Origin of the sequence: Pseudomonas sp. RU47, from assembly GCF_004011755.1 — a bacterium.
In the GTDB taxonomy this organism is placed as follows: domain Bacteria; phylum Pseudomonadota; class Gammaproteobacteria; order Pseudomonadales; family Pseudomonadaceae; genus Aquipseudomonas.
Genome location: NZ_CP022411.1, coordinates 587,169 through 603,044, shown reverse-complemented (window position 1 = coordinate 603,044; position 15,876 = coordinate 587,169). Strand labels below are relative to the sequence as shown.

Below are 15,876 nucleotides of genomic sequence, written 5' to 3'. Positions count from 1 at the left end.
CCCGAGCATGTTGCCAGCCAATGAGTCAGCCCTCGTCGGAACTCTCCAGCCCACTGTCCACGCCATCGAACACTATATTCTGTTGGGGCACCCAGACATCGCCACCCACTTGAATCAGGACTTTTCTGTCTAAACCGGCGGCATTCATATAGTCAGTGACTCGTTGCAGGGTATCTTCATCCAGCGGATTGTTTCGAAAGTTATAGTTGACTTCCCAAACATCGGGCACGTCGAACAATTCCAGTGGCAAGTTCTTGATTCCATTACTCCCCAAATCTGCGTAGGCGAGACTCTCGATGTCAAACAGCCCGACTGGAACTTCGATCAGCCCTGTATTCGAAAGATAGAGACTGTCCAGGCGCCGCATGAAACTGATATCAGGCGCGAGGCCAAGCGGGTTGTCGCTTAAATCCAGAAGCGTCAAGTTTTCAATATGGGCGAGGCCTTCGACGGTTGCTTCGGAGAGTCGAATGTCGCAGTTGTCCAGTGTTAATGTCGCCAGTTCTCTCATTTGAAAAATTTCAACGGGAAACGTTTTCAGCGCAAAACCCGAGAGGATCAGATACCGCACGCCCGGAAAAGCTTCGAGAAAAGCGCTGCCACTCAGTGGCGAAGTGCTGGAGAGACTCAGTTCACGGACATGACTGAAGTCAGCCGATAAACGCGGCAGGCTTCCCAGCATATCCAGATCGTAATCAAGCGTTGACGGGGTGTAAGGGTTTACGGTTGTTGCCTTGCGAGACCAATTGGCTTGTAACTCCAGTGCGAAAAACTCTCTGTGGGCTCGCTGAGACTCAATCTCGGTCTTTGTCAGCGACAGCCCCGTGACGGGGTGGAGAGGCGGCACTTCTGCCACCCACGCTCCAAGGTCTTCCACCAGTGTGGAGAATTCCTTCTCCAGGCGAGCCACCGCGAGCAACGGATCGCCGCTAAATCGCTCGCTAAGCATGGTTGATCGGGCCTCCTCGGTCATGGTCGGGTACAGCTCGGCCAGACGCTCGTCTATCGTGGGAATCGACCCCTGCTGAAATTCCCCCTCACCGGACAACTCCCTGGCTCGTTCCACTGCTACCTGCCCGGGCAAGTCATCGTTGTCCGCCGGACGCCAGAACTTGCCCTCGGCATCCAGCTTCATCAGCGGGCCGGAAGCATTGAGTTCTCTGGCGACCGTGGCACGGTACAGACCGCTTTCGGCATCTTTGACCACTTGCACGAAATAGTCATCGGCAACGGCGACATACTGACGCTGCTTGCATAGCCGAATGCCCAACGCGTCGGCCTCACCGAGATTGTTCCAGGCACGTACCCAGTAGTCCCGGAACGCAGGTGCCGAAGCAGCCATTGCAACTCCCATGTAGGAAGTCATCGGGGTCACGCTGACCGACTGCGCTACGGCTTCAGTCGCCGACATGAGAAGAGGAGATTGCGCTACCTGATGCGAGACATTCGACGGGTGGGGCGGGCTGGTACGTAGCTGACGATGGGCCCCCCCAGCGCTGGAGTCGTTATTTTTTCCGAGGGAAGGTTTGATCTTTGGTGGTTTGCCAGACATAAGCTCTCATCCTTGATTTGATTGCACTGATCCAGCAGCTCTGCACAAGCAACGCCGGACATCGACACAAGTCATCCCTCTGGATAACTTGCCGATTGAAAGGAGCAGTCTATCGGGATGATTGCTGCGTGAAGATATACATAGATCTTCACGCAGCCCCGTTTTACTCAAGTGCAGAACCGAGCTAAATTCGGCAAATCACACTATTCGCGTATTTGCGTCAAATTCGTTTACAGACCTTTCAACTTCCTTTCACCGTGTGCCCAAACGCATGCGCCGTCACCGTCCGAGTATCTCTGTTCGCAAAAAATATAAAACGTTGGGCAGCACTTAGCTTGATTTCGGTTTGCCCCGTCGTGTTGACGAAAGCAGGGTCGTTAAGCTCTTTGGCATTGGCGCTGCGGAACGGGGTTAGCCCTCTATATTTAGTATTAGTTCCCAACATGCTAGCCGCGTCGGTTGGCGTCTTCCCCTCGTCGACGATCTCGGTCAGGAATCTTTTGGCCTTTCCAATTTCACGGTCATCTAATTTGCTAAAACCCTTAATGACACTCAAGTCGGCTTGCCCATCCACCTTCACGCCGTCAATCTCGAAAGTCCAAGGTTCTGGAGCAGCTCGCTGAGGGATTTTTTTGCCCCCGGGCTTGGTGAAGATAGCGAATTCCTTTTCAACGATTTTGACTGGCGGCTCGTCCGCAACCGTGGCGATGTAAGCACGGGCTCTACTGGTCTGTGACAAGGCCTTCTGGACCGCAAGCGCTCCCGCTGCTATCGAAGCGATTCCAAGACCAAGACTCACCCATCCAAGTATCGCTCCTGCCTGGGATTGTGAGTCGTAGGCATTTGCCACCTCACTGCCGATACCGGCAGCTCCCGATGCGACACCCAACCCCATGGCGAACAGGCCCAGTGGCGTGGCAGCCCCCATGGTCACAATACTCAATACAATCCCGATGAACCCCAATGCGATCCCGGCAATCGACTGCCAGGAAACATGGCCCGTTGGGTCAACCCTATTGATCGGGTCGCCCAGGCAGTAAGCGTACGCATTCAAACCACCCGCACGGAACGGACTCATGCTGTCGGGACTGGTGAAACGCATCAGCGTAGGGCTGTAGGCTCGGTAGCCGTTACCCAACAGATACAAGCCTGTGACCACATCGAGTTGCTCGCCATTGAAACCGGCCAGACTGAACAGACCACCGTCGACAGGACGATGCCCGTAGGGACTGTAGGTGCTGTCGACCCATTGCTCGCCATGCAAACGGGTCAACACGCTGTTCTGTTGATCAGTGCCAAAAATCCGGCTCCCCGCATCGGTCCCAAGCTGTTGATCCCCCAATATCAAGCCGTCATGGCGCACGACACTGCGCGAGTCATTGCCACGGACCTCGCTGCTGACTCTGGCGTTGTGGTAGTAGCGCTGCACATCCAGCATTCGCGGTTGCGACAACTCGACGAGCCGATCAAAGCCGTCGTAATGGTAACCACGCACCACTTCCCCTCGCGCATTGGTCACCTGCACCAAACGTCCAAAAGCGTCATATGTCAGGGCGCGTGCCTGATCATCCTTGATCATCCGACCGTCGGCGTCGTACTCCAGAACGATCGACGCCGGATAGTCGGCATGGGAGTGTGAGACGCCGATGAGCTGCGCCGGGTCAAGCGTGCTGAAACTGAAGGTGGTTACATTGACCCCCTGAGGAAACGTGGTTTGTAGCGTGAGAATGTTATCCAGAGCGTCGAAGGTAAAGATCTGCTGAACAATTTCCTTTCCGTACGGATCTCGCGGTCGCTGGCTGCCGCCGCAATCGTACTGAACCAGTCGCCCGCGCACGTCGTAAGTAAATTGCTCATCGCGCAACACGGCAGCGCCACGCGTCAACACCTTGCGCGCCAGTTTTCCGGTCATGTTGTAGCTGGAGGTCAGCGTCTGAGTGGGCAGCCCATTGACCTCGAAACTGCGGTTGGCTTCGCGCCCGATATCGTCATAAGTCAGACGCGTCTTCATTTGTCGCTTGGAGGAGGTATCGCGAGTTTCAATCGTTTGCAGCAAACCACGCTTGTCATAGGCGTAATCAGCCTGCACCGCACCTTGCTTGAACGTAGTTCTGCGCCCCCACTTGTCGTAACTGGTGTGGTGCTTTACACCCAGCACGTCCGTGTACGTCAGGGGTAGACCGGCAAATGAGTAAGTATGGGAAACGGTACGGCGCTGTTCGCCATATCGAGTGGTTTCCGATTTCAGACGTCCGGAGGGAAAGTACTCGAAATGACTCTCGCGATCTTCTTCGATACAGCTTTTGGTTCTTCCGCTCAGGGCTTCGTAGGTGAACCGCGTGCTCAACCCATCTTTGCCCTCCGCGGTCACGGCTTTGCGCTCAGTCAACACCCCTCCCAGTTCAGGCGCATGAACGAACTCGATTTTCTGACCCGTGGCGTCGGTGGTGAACTTGGGCAGACTGCGACCAGCCTCGAAACTGGCAACCGATTTACGCCCCCCCACTGAAATCTCCGTCACACGGTTCAAAGCATCGAAACTCTGTTGCCCCAATGACAAACCGGCCACTTTGATTTCCACTGGTAACTCATCGCAGCTATGGGCGGCAAACGTGGTTTCCACGGCATGCCCGTCCGGGAGAACACTGCGAACCATCCGGGAGAACACGTCATATTCGTAGCGGGTCTTGTTACCTGCCTGATCGGTCTGGCTCAGGGTTCGGCCCAACCCATCGTATTCAAAAACGGTTTTACCCAGGCTCTGATCCTTGAGATCGAATACCTCGATGCTGTCCGGCTTGCTGAAGTCATTGATGATCGTCACGGTCTTGCCAAAACCGTGCTGCCAGGCCTTCTGCTGCCGGCCCACCGGATCAAACTCGATATGTTCGATTCGACCGTCGCAATGACGGGTTTCCCTGACATTCCCCCAGTCATCGTAAAGCGATTGGGTTTTAACCGGTCGTGCAACGCCTTCCCACCAATCCGAGTGGGTTTGCTCCACCAACCGCCCGACCTGATCATGGACAGCGGCAAAGACTGTACGCATTGGACTTCCCCCCGAATGATCCGGGTTGTCGCGGTCCTTTTCCTGAATGCCGATCACCCGCCCCAGCGCGTCATAGCTGACATCCTGCCTGCCGCCCGAGGAATCCGTCATGACCACCATCGCCGGCTCGGTAGCGCTTGCAGCGTGATAAACCCAATGGATCGATGACGCGTTGGTCGCACCCGGGGACATGGTCTTGCGCAACTGCCGGCCGATTTTGTCGTATTCATACTCGACAACCTGGCCATCTGCGTCACGCTCGGACAAGATCAGCGCATTGAGTGTCGACAGCGCTTGCTCGGTCGTCGCGCTCGTACCGTCAAAACCCTGGAAGATTTTCTTCAGCACAAGCGTATTGTCGTCAAGCACATAGGAATACTCGACTCGCGACGTCTTGCTATCACGCGAGACACTTCGTTGCTGCAATACACCATGCTTAAGCGAGTCGTGGGGTGCATTCACATAGGTCAGGCTGACGGTCGACAGCAGCACTTCACTGTCCGCCACACACTCGTACAGCTGTTCTTCGACGGGCATCACATTTGCCAATGTCGAACCTTTAACACCCGGCTGCAACGCATAGCGAAAGCGTTTAACGGTGGACGCTCCACCACCTGAAGCCGGGATCACGGTCTGCTGTTTAAGGAATCGGACAAAGCCTAGTGGGTCTGCGGGGCAGTCCGGGCTTTGGAAGGAGGGGAAGTATTCAAACAGCGTCGTCACGCCATCGATTCCGACCTGTTTACGCAGATTACCGGTGGCATCGAACTCAGTGGTCGACGTCTCGGAACGGATCTTCTTGGTTAGTCGGTTCTCGTAGCTGCGGGTCTGCGTCTTGGGCATCCGGAACTGAGCCGGCTGCTGGTCGAGTGTTTTTTTGACATCACCGTGATATTCGGTGGCAACTGTCACTACCGCATCACCACAAGTGGTGACTTCAGAAACCAACAGGTGGAACTTATCGTAGGTGCGTTTGACCTGGGTATGAACTTTCTCACCCATCATCAGACGCTCGACACTGCTGTACTGGTAAGTGCTGGCCGCCCGGTAAAGCGGGTCGCCGTCATCCGAAGGATCCGCCGCCACGCCGTGCCCCAGAAAGTTCCAGTCCGAATAGGTGTAAGCCTTGACGACCCTGGGCTGACCTTGCTTTGGATAAATATCGTGAGCAATCACGTAAGGCAGACTCTGGACACCCTGCAAGGTGGGTAACAGATGACCGATTTCCTTGTAGCGGATATTTTCCACAGCCCCCAGCGGCGAAACCACTCGCTTCAAATAACCGGTGCCATTGATGTCCTCGTACTGCAGATCCCAGCCCCTGCCGACAGGCAAGCTGATGGTGCTGACCCGATCATTCTTGAGCTTTAAGGTAAATCCGGCGCTGGCTGGCGTATCGGGATCGCGAGTCAAGGTGACGCGGCTACGCGTGCTGCCAACTTTCAACAAAGTCCTTTTGTCGTCCGCGATTTCGATGAGCATCGGCTGCTCATTGAACAACGCGTATTTCAGGCTGATGCTCACGCCGTTCGCTGCGAAGATTCGAATGGGTACGGCAATCTGTGTAGCACCGAAGACCTTTAGCTCTTCGCGCCGACCATCCTTGTAACGTACTTCGTAGTGTCCGTCGCCGTGCTTCAGCACCTTGGCGCTCTCCAGCTTCATTTCTTTAAAATGAAGCGCATTTCGTGATTCAACTGCCCGGTAGGTTTCACCGGTGAATAGCGTCATGACCTTGTTACGAACGTCATAACGCGTCAGGGTCAGCGACCAACCAAGGCCATAACCTGTGTTGCGCGAATTAAGCGGATTGAAGTTCAGCGCAAGATTAAACGAGGGGCCGTTCAAATCTGCGGAACGAATGGCACCCAGGGACAACGAGCAGGTATATATACCTGTTCGAGGATCAACGCCACCGCTCACAAATTCGCTAAAATTAAATGCATTCGAATGCACGGGCTCTGGAAAATGACTACTCATAAACAACTTCCTGTTATTTTAAACAATGCATCCATACAAACATCAACCGTCGACCTGAGACTCAGCAACAAGAGCAGGCCGACGAACGAAATAAAAGGAATCAGCTTATAAAGAAGCTGCGAAGAGCTGTGTTTGAATTAATACGCAAACGGTGATCAGTACCAAACTCATCAAAAACTTTCAGCTCGAAGGTTTCGGTACGCGCAGGTTTATTGGCAGGTTCCGCACTGGCATAGACGAATATGGAAATCCGACCGGCTTCCTGAGGTAGCGTCCTAAAGCCATAGTGCGTCTTTACTGTGACTGATTCGCCATAGACCGGAGCAATGAAACCAAAGTAAGTACTCAGGTTATTCACACCATCATCAAGATTGCCGGAGTAAAAGAATTCACCAGCGTAGTCCGGGTCATATTTCACCTGATCACTGGACCAGTCGAGCAAGTGAATAACCCGCCCCTCCGAAAAAAGCGAAAGACTGAACTGTTCAAGCCTGTCGTAACTACTTTTCTGCTCGACACTCCTGATTCCACCGAACAGGAAACTGGCAGCCGGATATCGCTTGGGAGCAACGGCGTCCAGGCTAACGCTGCTGTCGTAGCCATTTTGCCCATTGCTTCGATACCGCTTGCCGTCCAACATTAATTCTGCGGCAATCTGCAACGATCCCACTCGCTTGCTAGACACCCAGAACTCGAACACTTGAACGGTTTCGGAAGGGTCGGATATCCGATTGTCGGAAGCGGTTATCAGCGGCGTAATGCTCGCTTCGCGGCCTGACATGTCATGGGCATAGCGGTTCTCTTGGCGACTGGAAATCCAGTTACCCTCGAGAGGTGTGCCGTCGTTATAGCTGATGAGTTTAAGGGTCTGCAGCGCCGGATGCCCATGCAGAGAGACTTCATTACCTTGCGCATCCGCTGCGGAGACTCGCACCAATACCCGAATTTGCATACGTCCGTTGGCATATAACGTCCGACGGCGATCAGCGGCCGAAGAATCAAACTTAACTTCAAAGTGCTGAATACTTAGATCTTTCTCAAACATATATTTAACCTGATAAAAAATAAAAAGCAGGATTAACACAGCGCCATTTACACACAACCAAGAAACCAAATAAACCAGGGATGATTGACAAATTGTAATTGCAACACTGAAGCAAACCATTCAAACAAATCGTCGCCAGACAACACGCAAAAGATAACCTGCGCAGGAATCACCAGAACACGAAATCCGATAAGCAGATTGTAAACTTTCTTAAAAATCCAAAACGGAGCACATGAAGCGGCAGATAGCTACACCGGCGTGCTCTTGATTCTCACGTCGAACCTTTTGCCACCTGAAACTTTTGATGGAATAAGCGTCGAATTCCTTGATCAGGGGCGCACTGCTGTCGTGGCTACTGTAAAGGGGCGTTCCATTACTGCGAATGAATTGCTGGTTCACTGTCAGGCGAACGACAATCCGGGGCTCCCCGGTACCGGAGGACGATACTCAGAAAGTGCGCAATTACGGGCGTACTTTGTAGTCACCATCCGAATGCCTGGTCCATCGTTTTGGGCAGGTTGCCTTACGCATCGGTCCCGCCGAGGCTTTTGGGTAGGGGATCCAGAAATCTTTCAATGAAGACTTCGCAGCATGCTTGGCGAACTCATTGATCGCGGAAGATCTCGGGATCACGTTACCTTGATCGCTGGCATCAATGTGATCGAGGCAGGCTTGTAGGTAGGCCGCAACGGCCCTAGGCAATGCGGTGTGGACTGATGCAGCATTGCTGGAGAAGCAAACGGTGGCCGGTAAGAGCCTGCCAGTCATCAATACTCATCCTTAAAGTGAGATGGCGTTGACCCCGCATAACTTCAGGGTCAGCGCCGGACATCAGTAAAAGCACTTTGGGTGCGAATACCGGACAATTGAACATCACAGCTTATCGGTAATCACCATATCAAAAGCATATATTACTGCATCCACAGAAATTGAATCAGTGACGATGAGACCTAGCCACGTTCGAGGTATAAATTACGCTCATAAAAATTCGTGCGAATAGCCAATTTATGCTCGGTACCGTGCTGATCAATGGCACGAAAGTGAAGCACATTGCCGACTTTGTATTTTCCCGCATCTTTCGAATACTCGGACAGTGCTTGAACCACGGTCAGATAACCTTCACGATCATTGACGGTTACGCTATATCGCTTCTCTTGCCTTGTTATAGCGTCAGCAGTAAAAGTATGCAGATTACTATTCCCGGAAAAAGGCAAGTACGTTATGAACTCAGTTCGTTCGCGACGAACAAGTGTAATCTCCATATAATTTGTTTTTGATTCATTAAGTTTGTTACCGCCTGCAAAGATATCATCAGCGTTTGGCTCCACTCCATCTACAATCCAGTCGACCAGCCTGATCTGCTGCCCCTTCGGAAACAACCCTAGATAGTAGTTCCAGATACGATTGCCGGGTTCTTCATTGCCCCGCCGCGTCTGAAACCAATCGAACAGTCCAATCGAATAGGTCTCAGGTGTTTGTGCTTCGAGCGTTACGCTGCTGTCATGAACATTGGAAAACGTGGTCGCGTTACTGACGATCCTCACACCGTTCAGAGACAAGCGTGCACCGATCTGGGTCGTACCAGCGCTCGATGAGGATACCCAGAACGTACGTACCTGAGGATGGATGCTGTCATTTTCCAGATCATCGTCTTGAACCTCTCCTGCAGCGGCTGAGGGCGGCGCCTCGATAGTAAACCGCCCTTGCACGATATTCGCGGCCCAGCCGTCGCGCAACGTTTTGCCAGAGCTGTAATGAATCAATTCGATGCTTTCCATCACCTCTGTCGGTACGTGCACAACATCACCATCAGCATCAACCCCGGAAACCAGAACTTGCACTTTCACCTGCATCCGTCCATTAGCGTACAGCGATTTACTGCGAGTATTGTCGCTGGCATCAAACTTGACTTTGAAACTGCCAAGTCCAGCAAGAATGGTCGGACTGGCTTGCTGATTGGGTGTAGCGTCCATGCTTTCACTCATGATGTATTCCTTTGAAGAGTTATATTTAAATATTGGCACCGAAGAAATGCCAACAAAAAAACTACAGACCTTTCAAATAAACAGCAAAGCGAAAAATGTAAGAAACATACACTTGCAAGTTTCGGCGGCTCACAGGCTTTTATCCGGAAACCACCATCTTCCAGCAACGAGGGTTAATGCTCGTCGTTATAAACGAACTTCGGCATTTCCCAATGAAAACGTATGGCCAGCAGACGTAACAGAAAACCGCCAAACAGCGTGATCAAAATGGCTTGATCGCTTGCCACATTCAGATAAAGACACAGCATGTAGCACCATGCTGCAGCAAACGACACGCTCGCATACAGTTCGCGCCGAAAGATCAGTGGAATGTCGTTGCAGAAGATATCGCGAAGAATGCCGCCGAATACCCCGGTGATCACCCCGCTGACCGATGCCACCAGCATGCCGTGGCCCATTTCCAGAGCGGTCATGCAGCCGATCAGGGTGAACGCCACCAGACCGACTGCATCGAGTACCAGAAACAGCGAGCGCAGATGGCGCATCCAGCGCGCGGTGAACACGGTGAACATCGCCGCGACCGAGGTCAACACCAGATATTCCGGATGTTTGACCCATGTCAGCGGATAATGCCCCAGCAGCACATCACGAACCGAACCGCCACCCAACGCCGTGACGCAGGCAATCAGCACCACGCCAAACCAGTCCATGCCACGACGGCCCGCAGACAACGCGCCAGTCATGGCTTCAGCAGTAATGGCAATCAGATAGAGCATCAGCAACATGGTGGCGATCCCGGCAGAGAGGCGCGCAGTCTAGCCATTTCGCGCCGGTATCAAAAGAGATGACGTTAACCTCGTTCCAGCCTGAAGCTTCGTTCTTTAAAGTCTGTGCGGATAGCCAGTTTATGTTCAGTGCCAAATTGGTCCAGAGCGGTGAAGCGGAAAACTTCCGATCTGTCGACCGGTGGTTGATCTCGTGCAGCTGGAGACAGTAACTGGACAACCGTCAGTTCTCCGATGCGGTCGTTGACTCGAACCTCGTAGTCCTTCTCATGATAAATATCTCTGATGGCGTCTGGCGTCCAGCCTACGACGTCGGTAAACGGTAACGACACGTCAATACTTTGCCGGTCAGGGCGGATCATAATGCCTGCCTGGAATGCTGCATTCCATCCTTTGGTTTTATTCCCGAAGGCAAAAACAACGTTCTTGTCAGAGCCCTCAGCAATCCAGTCCACCAACTTGACTTGTCGCGCATCGGGATACAAGCCGAGGTAGTATTTGTAAATACGTTGATTTCTAAATCCGCCGTCATACCAGACATCTTGCCAACGGAATTGCTCAACCGCATAGGTTACCGGCAGGATGGCCTCAATGTTGATGCTGCTGTCATGCCTGCTCGACAGAGTTGTGCCGTTACTGCGGATGATTGTGTTATCGAATTTAACGGATGCACCTATCTGGATGGTTTCGACATTTTCGCTGGAAACCCAGAATGTGCGTACGCGTTGCTGGCCCGAAGAATCTTCTTCTCCATCATTCTCCGTAACTGTGGCGGTGGGCGCTACTGCCAAGGTGAAGCGGCCCTGCTCCGTGCTGGCTCGCCAGCCATTGCGCAAGGTTTTGCCGCTGTCATAGTGAATAAGACGAATACTCTCCATGACCTCGTCGGAAACAGCAACGACGTTACCATCGCGATCCACACCCGCCACTACAACCTGGACCTTAACCTGCATGCGCCCATTGGCGTATAGCACTTTGCTCCGACTGGATGCACCCGCGTCAAACTTTACGGCAAAACTACCAATGCTTTCTGCCGCACCTGACTCAACAGATTGCCCCTGTGATGCACTCAACGTTTCACTCATGAACTTCTTCCTTGATAGATATCAAATCGAACACTTCGAGTGTTCGAAAATACAGAGCATCAGTAATAACATGCACCAGGGAAAACTCTTTCCTCAAAAGTGTAAGAAAAAACAAAAAGGCGATCATAACTTCAATTCAAGCGGGGCACTTAATTAAAACTCGTCAAAGCCATTACTTTTTCACGCGCAGAATAAAGGCACATCACTCAATATCAGAATACTGCAACAACAATGTCGGGATAAAATACACTTCGAAAGATTAGCAGGATGTCATTGCAACAGCTGCGACCGACACGTTCCAATGCAGGAGCAACCTGTGGCAGCTCCTGCACAAACCACATCAGAACTTGATGAAATGCTTGCGGTAGTGCTGCAACTCGGCGATCGATTCGCGGATGTCGTCCAGCGCCAGGTGCGTGCTGCCCTTCTTGAAGCTGTCGCGCACGTCCGGCGCCCAGCGCGCAGCCAGTTCCTTGAGCGTGGAGACATCGAGGTTGCGGTAGTGGAAGTAGCTTTCCAGCCCTTTCATGTGCGTATAAAGGAAGCGGCGATCCTGGCAGATGCTGTTGCCGCAGATCGGCGATTTGCCCTTCGGCACCCACTTTTCCAGGAAGGCGATGGTTTCGGCTTCTGCCTCGGCCATGCTGATGCGGCTGTCGCGCACGCGCTGGGTCAGGCCGGAGTTACCGTGGGTGCGGGTGTTCCACTCGTCCATGCGGGCGAGCACTTCGTCGCTGTGGTGGATGGCGATCACCGGTCCTTCGGCCAGCGTGTTGAGATCGCTGTCGGTAACGATGGTGGCCATTTCGATGATGACGTCGTTTTCCGGATCCAGACCGGTCATTTCCAGGTCGATCCAGATCAGGTTCTGCGGGTTTGGCATATTTCGGCTCCTAGGCAATGCTGCGCAGTTTAGCCTAGGCCGCTGGCCGGGCGTGCTAAACTCGCGGCCGTTTTACCTAATCGCTGCATTCTTCAGACGGAACACCCATGGCCAAACGCCAACTCAATCGTCGTCAAAACTGGCGCATCGAAAAGATTCAGGGCGAACGCGCTGCACGCGCCGCCAAACGCGAGTCCTCGGCTGTCGAAGCCCTTGAGGGTGGCGACCTGGGCCCGGAACAAACCGGCCTGGTGATCGCCCACTTCGGTGTCCAGGTCGAGGTCGAGGCGGTTGACGGTGATCAGGCCGGCCAAGTGTTCCGCTGCCACTTGCGCGCGAACCTGCCAGCACTGGTGACCGGTGACACGGTCGTCTGGCGTGCCGGCAACCAAGGCATCGGGGTGATCGTCGCGCAACTGCCGCGCACCACCGAACTGTGCCGCCCGGACAGCCGGGGCCAGCTCAAACCGGTAGCGGCCAACGTCGACATGATCGTCATTGTCTTCGCGCCGCTGCCCGAGCCGCATGCCAACCTGATCGACCGCTATCTGGTCGCGGCCGAACACGCCGGCATCCGTCCACTGCTGCTGCTGAACAAATTCGACCTGATCGATGAGCAGAATGCCCCGGCGCTCAACGCATTGCTGGCGGTGTATCGCACGCTGGGCTATCCGGTGCTGGAAGTGTCGGCGCACCACGGCAACGGTATGGAACAGTTGCAACAGCAACTCGACGGCCGTATCAGTGTGTTCGTCGGTCAGTCCGGTGTCGGCAAGTCGTCGCTGGTCAACAGCCTGCTGCCTGAAGTTGAAACCCGTGTCGGGCCGTTGTCCGAACTGTCCGGCCAGGGCACGCACACGACGACCACCGCGCGACTGTTCCACTTCCCGGGCGGTGGCGAGTTGATCGACTCCCCGGGTATTCGTGAATTCGGCCTGGGCCACGTCAGTCGCGCCGATGTCGAAGCCGGTTTCATCGAATTCGATGATTTGCTCGGCACTTGCCGTTTCCGCGACTGCAAGCATGATCGCGAACCGGGCTGTGCACTGCTCAAGGCACTCGAAGACGGACGCATCCAGCAGCAGCGGATGAATAGCTACCGCTCGATCATCGCCAGTTTGCCGGAAAACGGCTACTAGGTAGCCAGACACAAAAAAGCCGCGATCATCTCGCGGCTTTTTTTTGCCTCAAACGCTGGCTGGCGGCTTTGGCACTGCCGTCTTCGGCTCAGGCTTTTGAAACGCATACAAATGCTGACGCACGATCCCGCCCGGCAATTCCTTGCCGAACACGCCATAACGCACCGGCCACTCTTTGGGCGGCAATTTGAAGGTGCCAAACAGCATGTCCACCAGCGGCGTGTGGATCGCGTAGTTCTTGTAGATGTAATCCTTGTACCGGGCGTGGTGCCAATGGTGATAGCGCGGCAGCACGATCAGGTAATTCAGCCAGCCGCCGTTGATCCGCACGTTGGCGTGGGCGAGCACCGCCTGAACACCGACCAGAATCACATAAGCGTTCAAGGCTTGAGGGGCAAAACCCAGCAGCATCAACGGCACCAGTACGCCGGTGCGGGTGAGCAGGATTTCGATGAAGTGCACGCGCGAACCGGCGAGCCAGTCCATGTGCGTGCTGGAGTGATGCACCGCGTGGATGCGCCACAGCCACGGCACCACATGGTAGAGCCGGTGCAGCCAGTATTGGCCGAGATCGGCGACCAGGATCGCCAACAGAAACTGCACCACCAGCGGCAGGCTTTGCACACTTGCCTGCAAGCTCGGCGAAATCGCCCAACCAGCGATGTAGCCCGAGGAGGCGGTGATGAAGATCAGGATGAACTGCACCAGCATGTGGCTGACGAAAAAGTAGGTCAGGTCGGTGCGCCAGTGCGGGCGCAGGATATTTTGTTCGGGATCCTTGGAATAGAGCTTCTCCAGCGGAATGAACACGATCGCCGACACCAGCAGCGCCAGCACAAACCAGTCCAGACCGAGCGAGTACGGGGTCTGCCCGATCGAGCTGACCTGGACATTGGTGCCCCCGAGGAATACCGCCAGCCCCGACGCCACCAGTCCGGTAATCCCCAGACGTTTGCGCTTGTTGAGCAGGATATTCAGGGTGCCGAGGCTGAACGACAGCACCAGACCGAGCAACAGCGTGGTGCGCGCGAACTGCTCGTCATAGACCTTGCGCAGTTCGGCCGTGGTCAGCCACTCGGGAAACAGGAAACAGAACACCGCCAACAGGCTCAACAGCCCGAGGGTGGCCGAAATATAGCCACTGACCCGCCCCTCGCCAAATTTGAAGGGTGCGTTGCCATGCCGTTGAAAATAGGCTTTGAGTCTTTCCATTAACTGATCTTCCGTGATTGCGAAAACTGCGACTGGTCATTGCGACGCAGGCAGAAACAAAAAAGCCACGGTGACCGTGGCTTTTTGTCGATTACTGCTTGGGCGCAGGCGCCGGTGCAGTGGTTGCTGGCGCTGGCGCCACACTCCCCGGTTCCGCCGGTTTCGGCGCGGCGTCATCAAACAGATTCAACCGTTCACGTAACTCATGCGCCGGCACCGGCTGCTGGTCCGCCGGCAGCGCATTCGGATCAACCGGTGTCGCTGGAGCGGCGCCGTTCTGACCTTGATCTGCAGGTTTCGCAGGATCGGCACCTTGCGAACCTTCGATCGCCGCTTGAGCCTTTTTGGTCAGCACGACGATGTCGATGCGGCGGTTGACCGGGTTGAACGGGTTTTCCTTGTCGAACAGTGCCGACGAGGCATAACCGACGACCCGCGCCACTTGCGCATCCGGATAGCTACCGGCGATCAGCGCACGACGGGCAGCGTTGGCCCGGTTGGCCGACAGTTCCCAGTTACCGAAATCGCCAGTGCCAGTGTATGGCTTGGCGTCGGTGTGGCCGCTGATGCTGATCTTGTTCGGCACCGCTTTGATGGTGTCGGCCATGGCCAGCAGGATGTCTTCGAAATACGGCTTCAGGCGTGCAGAACCGGAGTCGAACATCGGCCGGTTCTCGGCGTCCATGATCTGGATGCGCAAGCCATTCGGCGTGATTTCGAAGAGGATCTGATCCTTGAATTTCTGCAGTTGCGGGTTCTCGTCGACCTTGTTCTGCAGTTCTTGCAGCAGCAGTTCGAGGCGCTCTTTCTCGACCATTTCGGCCATGCCTTCAACTTGCTCGGTGTCGACGGTGACCTTGTCCGGTTGCGGCTGGGATTTCACCTCAGGGTTGAGGGTATTTTCCGGGGCCAGGGTCGGTGTGCCACCCAGGTCGATGATGTACGGCGTGCCGCTTTCGGAAAAGCCGACCGGGTCTTTGAAGTAACCGGCGATGGCGATCTTCTGCTCCGGCGTTGCGGTGGACAGCAACCACAGCACCAGGAAGAACGCCATCATCGCCGTGGCGAAGTCGGCGAAGGCGATTTTCCACGCCCCGCCGTGATGCCCGCCGGCTATGCGCTTGACGCGCTTGATGATAATCGGCTGATTATTTTCCATGG

Annotated in this window: 10 protein-coding genes; 1 reads left to right on the top strand and 9 read right to left on the bottom strand. The window is 54.5% G+C overall.

Going from position 1 to position 15,876, the window contains the following annotated elements; all coding sequences use genetic code 11:
• Positions 1 to 25 precede the first annotated feature (25 nt).
• The 7 genes from CCX46_RS02655 to orn form a co-directional block, all read right to left on the bottom strand.
• Positions 26 to 1,552, bottom strand: a complete 1,527-nt coding sequence (locus tag CCX46_RS02655) for a leucine-rich repeat domain-containing protein (protein ID WP_127925608.1) — start codon at positions 1,550 to 1,552, stop codon at positions 26 to 28.
• Between the two features lie 241 nt (positions 1,553 to 1,793).
• Entirely contained in the window at positions 1,794 to 6,581 is a 4,788-nt protein-coding gene (locus CCX46_RS02650; protein WP_238704374.1) for an RHS repeat-associated core domain-containing protein, read from the bottom strand.
• Between the two features lie 100 nt (positions 6,582 to 6,681).
• Positions 6,682 to 7,626, bottom strand: a complete 945-nt coding sequence (locus CCX46_RS02645) for a hypothetical protein (RefSeq protein WP_127925607.1) — start codon at positions 7,624 to 7,626, stop codon at positions 6,682 to 6,684.
• A 950-nt stretch (positions 7,627 to 8,576) separates the two neighbouring features.
• Positions 8,577 to 9,611: a hypothetical protein gene (locus tag CCX46_RS02640; protein WP_127925606.1), complete on the bottom strand. Its 1,035-nt coding sequence runs from the start codon at positions 9,609 to 9,611 to the stop codon at positions 8,577 to 8,579.
• Positions 9,612 to 9,784: 173 nt separating this feature from the next.
• Positions 9,785 to 10,396 carry a trimeric intracellular cation channel family protein gene (locus CCX46_RS02635; protein ID WP_127925605.1) on the bottom strand — a complete coding sequence of 204 codons (612 nt, stop codon included), beginning with the start codon at positions 10,394 to 10,396 and terminating at the stop codon, positions 9,785 to 9,787.
• A gap of 65 nt (positions 10,397 to 10,461) precedes the next feature.
• A complete protein-coding gene (locus tag CCX46_RS02630) occupies positions 10,462 to 11,481 on the bottom strand; it encodes a hypothetical protein (RefSeq protein ID WP_127925604.1) in 1,020 nt (339 codons plus the stop codon).
• A 340-nt stretch (positions 11,482 to 11,821) separates the two neighbouring features.
• Complete coding sequence (gene orn, locus CCX46_RS02625) at positions 11,822 to 12,364, bottom strand: oligoribonuclease (RefSeq protein ID WP_016985703.1); 543 nt, start codon at positions 12,362 to 12,364, stop codon at positions 11,822 to 11,824.
• Positions 12,365 to 12,471: 107 nt separating this feature from the next.
• Here orn and rsgA point away from each other — a divergent pair, with 107 nt between their 5' ends.
• Positions 12,472 to 13,503, top strand: coding sequence for a small ribosomal subunit biogenesis GTPase RsgA (rsgA, locus tag CCX46_RS02620; RefSeq protein ID WP_038360332.1), 1,032 nt, complete (start codon positions 12,472 to 12,474; stop codon positions 13,501 to 13,503).
• Between the two features lie 48 nt (positions 13,504 to 13,551).
• On the opposite strand, the gene CCX46_RS02615 is transcribed toward rsgA, so the two are convergent.
• Positions 13,552 to 14,715: a sterol desaturase family protein gene (locus CCX46_RS02615; RefSeq protein WP_127925603.1), complete on the bottom strand. Its 1,164-nt coding sequence runs from the start codon at positions 14,713 to 14,715 to the stop codon at positions 13,552 to 13,554.
• Between the two features lie 91 nt (positions 14,716 to 14,806).
• Positions 14,807 to 15,874, bottom strand: a complete 1,068-nt coding sequence (motB, locus tag CCX46_RS02610) for a flagellar motor protein MotB (protein WP_127925602.1) — start codon at positions 15,872 to 15,874, stop codon at positions 14,807 to 14,809.
• Positions 15,875 to 15,876 lie beyond the last annotated feature (2 nt).

Coding starts and splice junctions, on each gene's coding strand:
- CCX46_RS02655 (WP_127925608.1), bottom strand. CDS start 1,552: ATGTCTGGCAAACCACCAAAGATCAAACCTTCCCTCGGAAAAAATAAC.
- CCX46_RS02650 (WP_238704374.1), bottom strand. CDS start 6,581: ATGAGTAGTCATTTTCCAGAGCCCGTGCATTCGAATGCATTTAATTTT.
- CCX46_RS02645 (WP_127925607.1), bottom strand. CDS start 7,626: ATGTTTGAGAAAGATCTAAGTATTCAGCACTTTGAAGTTAAGTTTGAT.
- CCX46_RS02640 (WP_127925606.1), bottom strand. CDS start 9,611: ATGAGTGAAAGCATGGACGCTACACCCAATCAGCAAGCCAGTCCGACC.
- CCX46_RS02635 (WP_127925605.1), bottom strand. CDS start 10,396: ATGTTGCTGATGCTCTATCTGATTGCCATTACTGCTGAAGCCATGACT.
- CCX46_RS02630 (WP_127925604.1), bottom strand. CDS start 11,481: ATGAGTGAAACGTTGAGTGCATCACAGGGGCAATCTGTTGAGTCAGGT.
- orn (WP_016985703.1), bottom strand. CDS start 12,364: ATGCCAAACCCGCAGAACCTGATCTGGATCGACCTGGAAATGACCGGT.
- rsgA (WP_038360332.1), top strand. CDS start 12,472: ATGGCCAAACGCCAACTCAATCGTCGTCAAAACTGGCGCATCGAAAAG.
- CCX46_RS02615 (WP_127925603.1), bottom strand. CDS start 14,715: ATGGAAAGACTCAAAGCCTATTTTCAACGGCATGGCAACGCACCCTTC.
- motB (WP_127925602.1), bottom strand. CDS start 15,874: ATGGAAAATAATCAGCCGATTATCATCAAGCGCGTCAAGCGCATAGCC.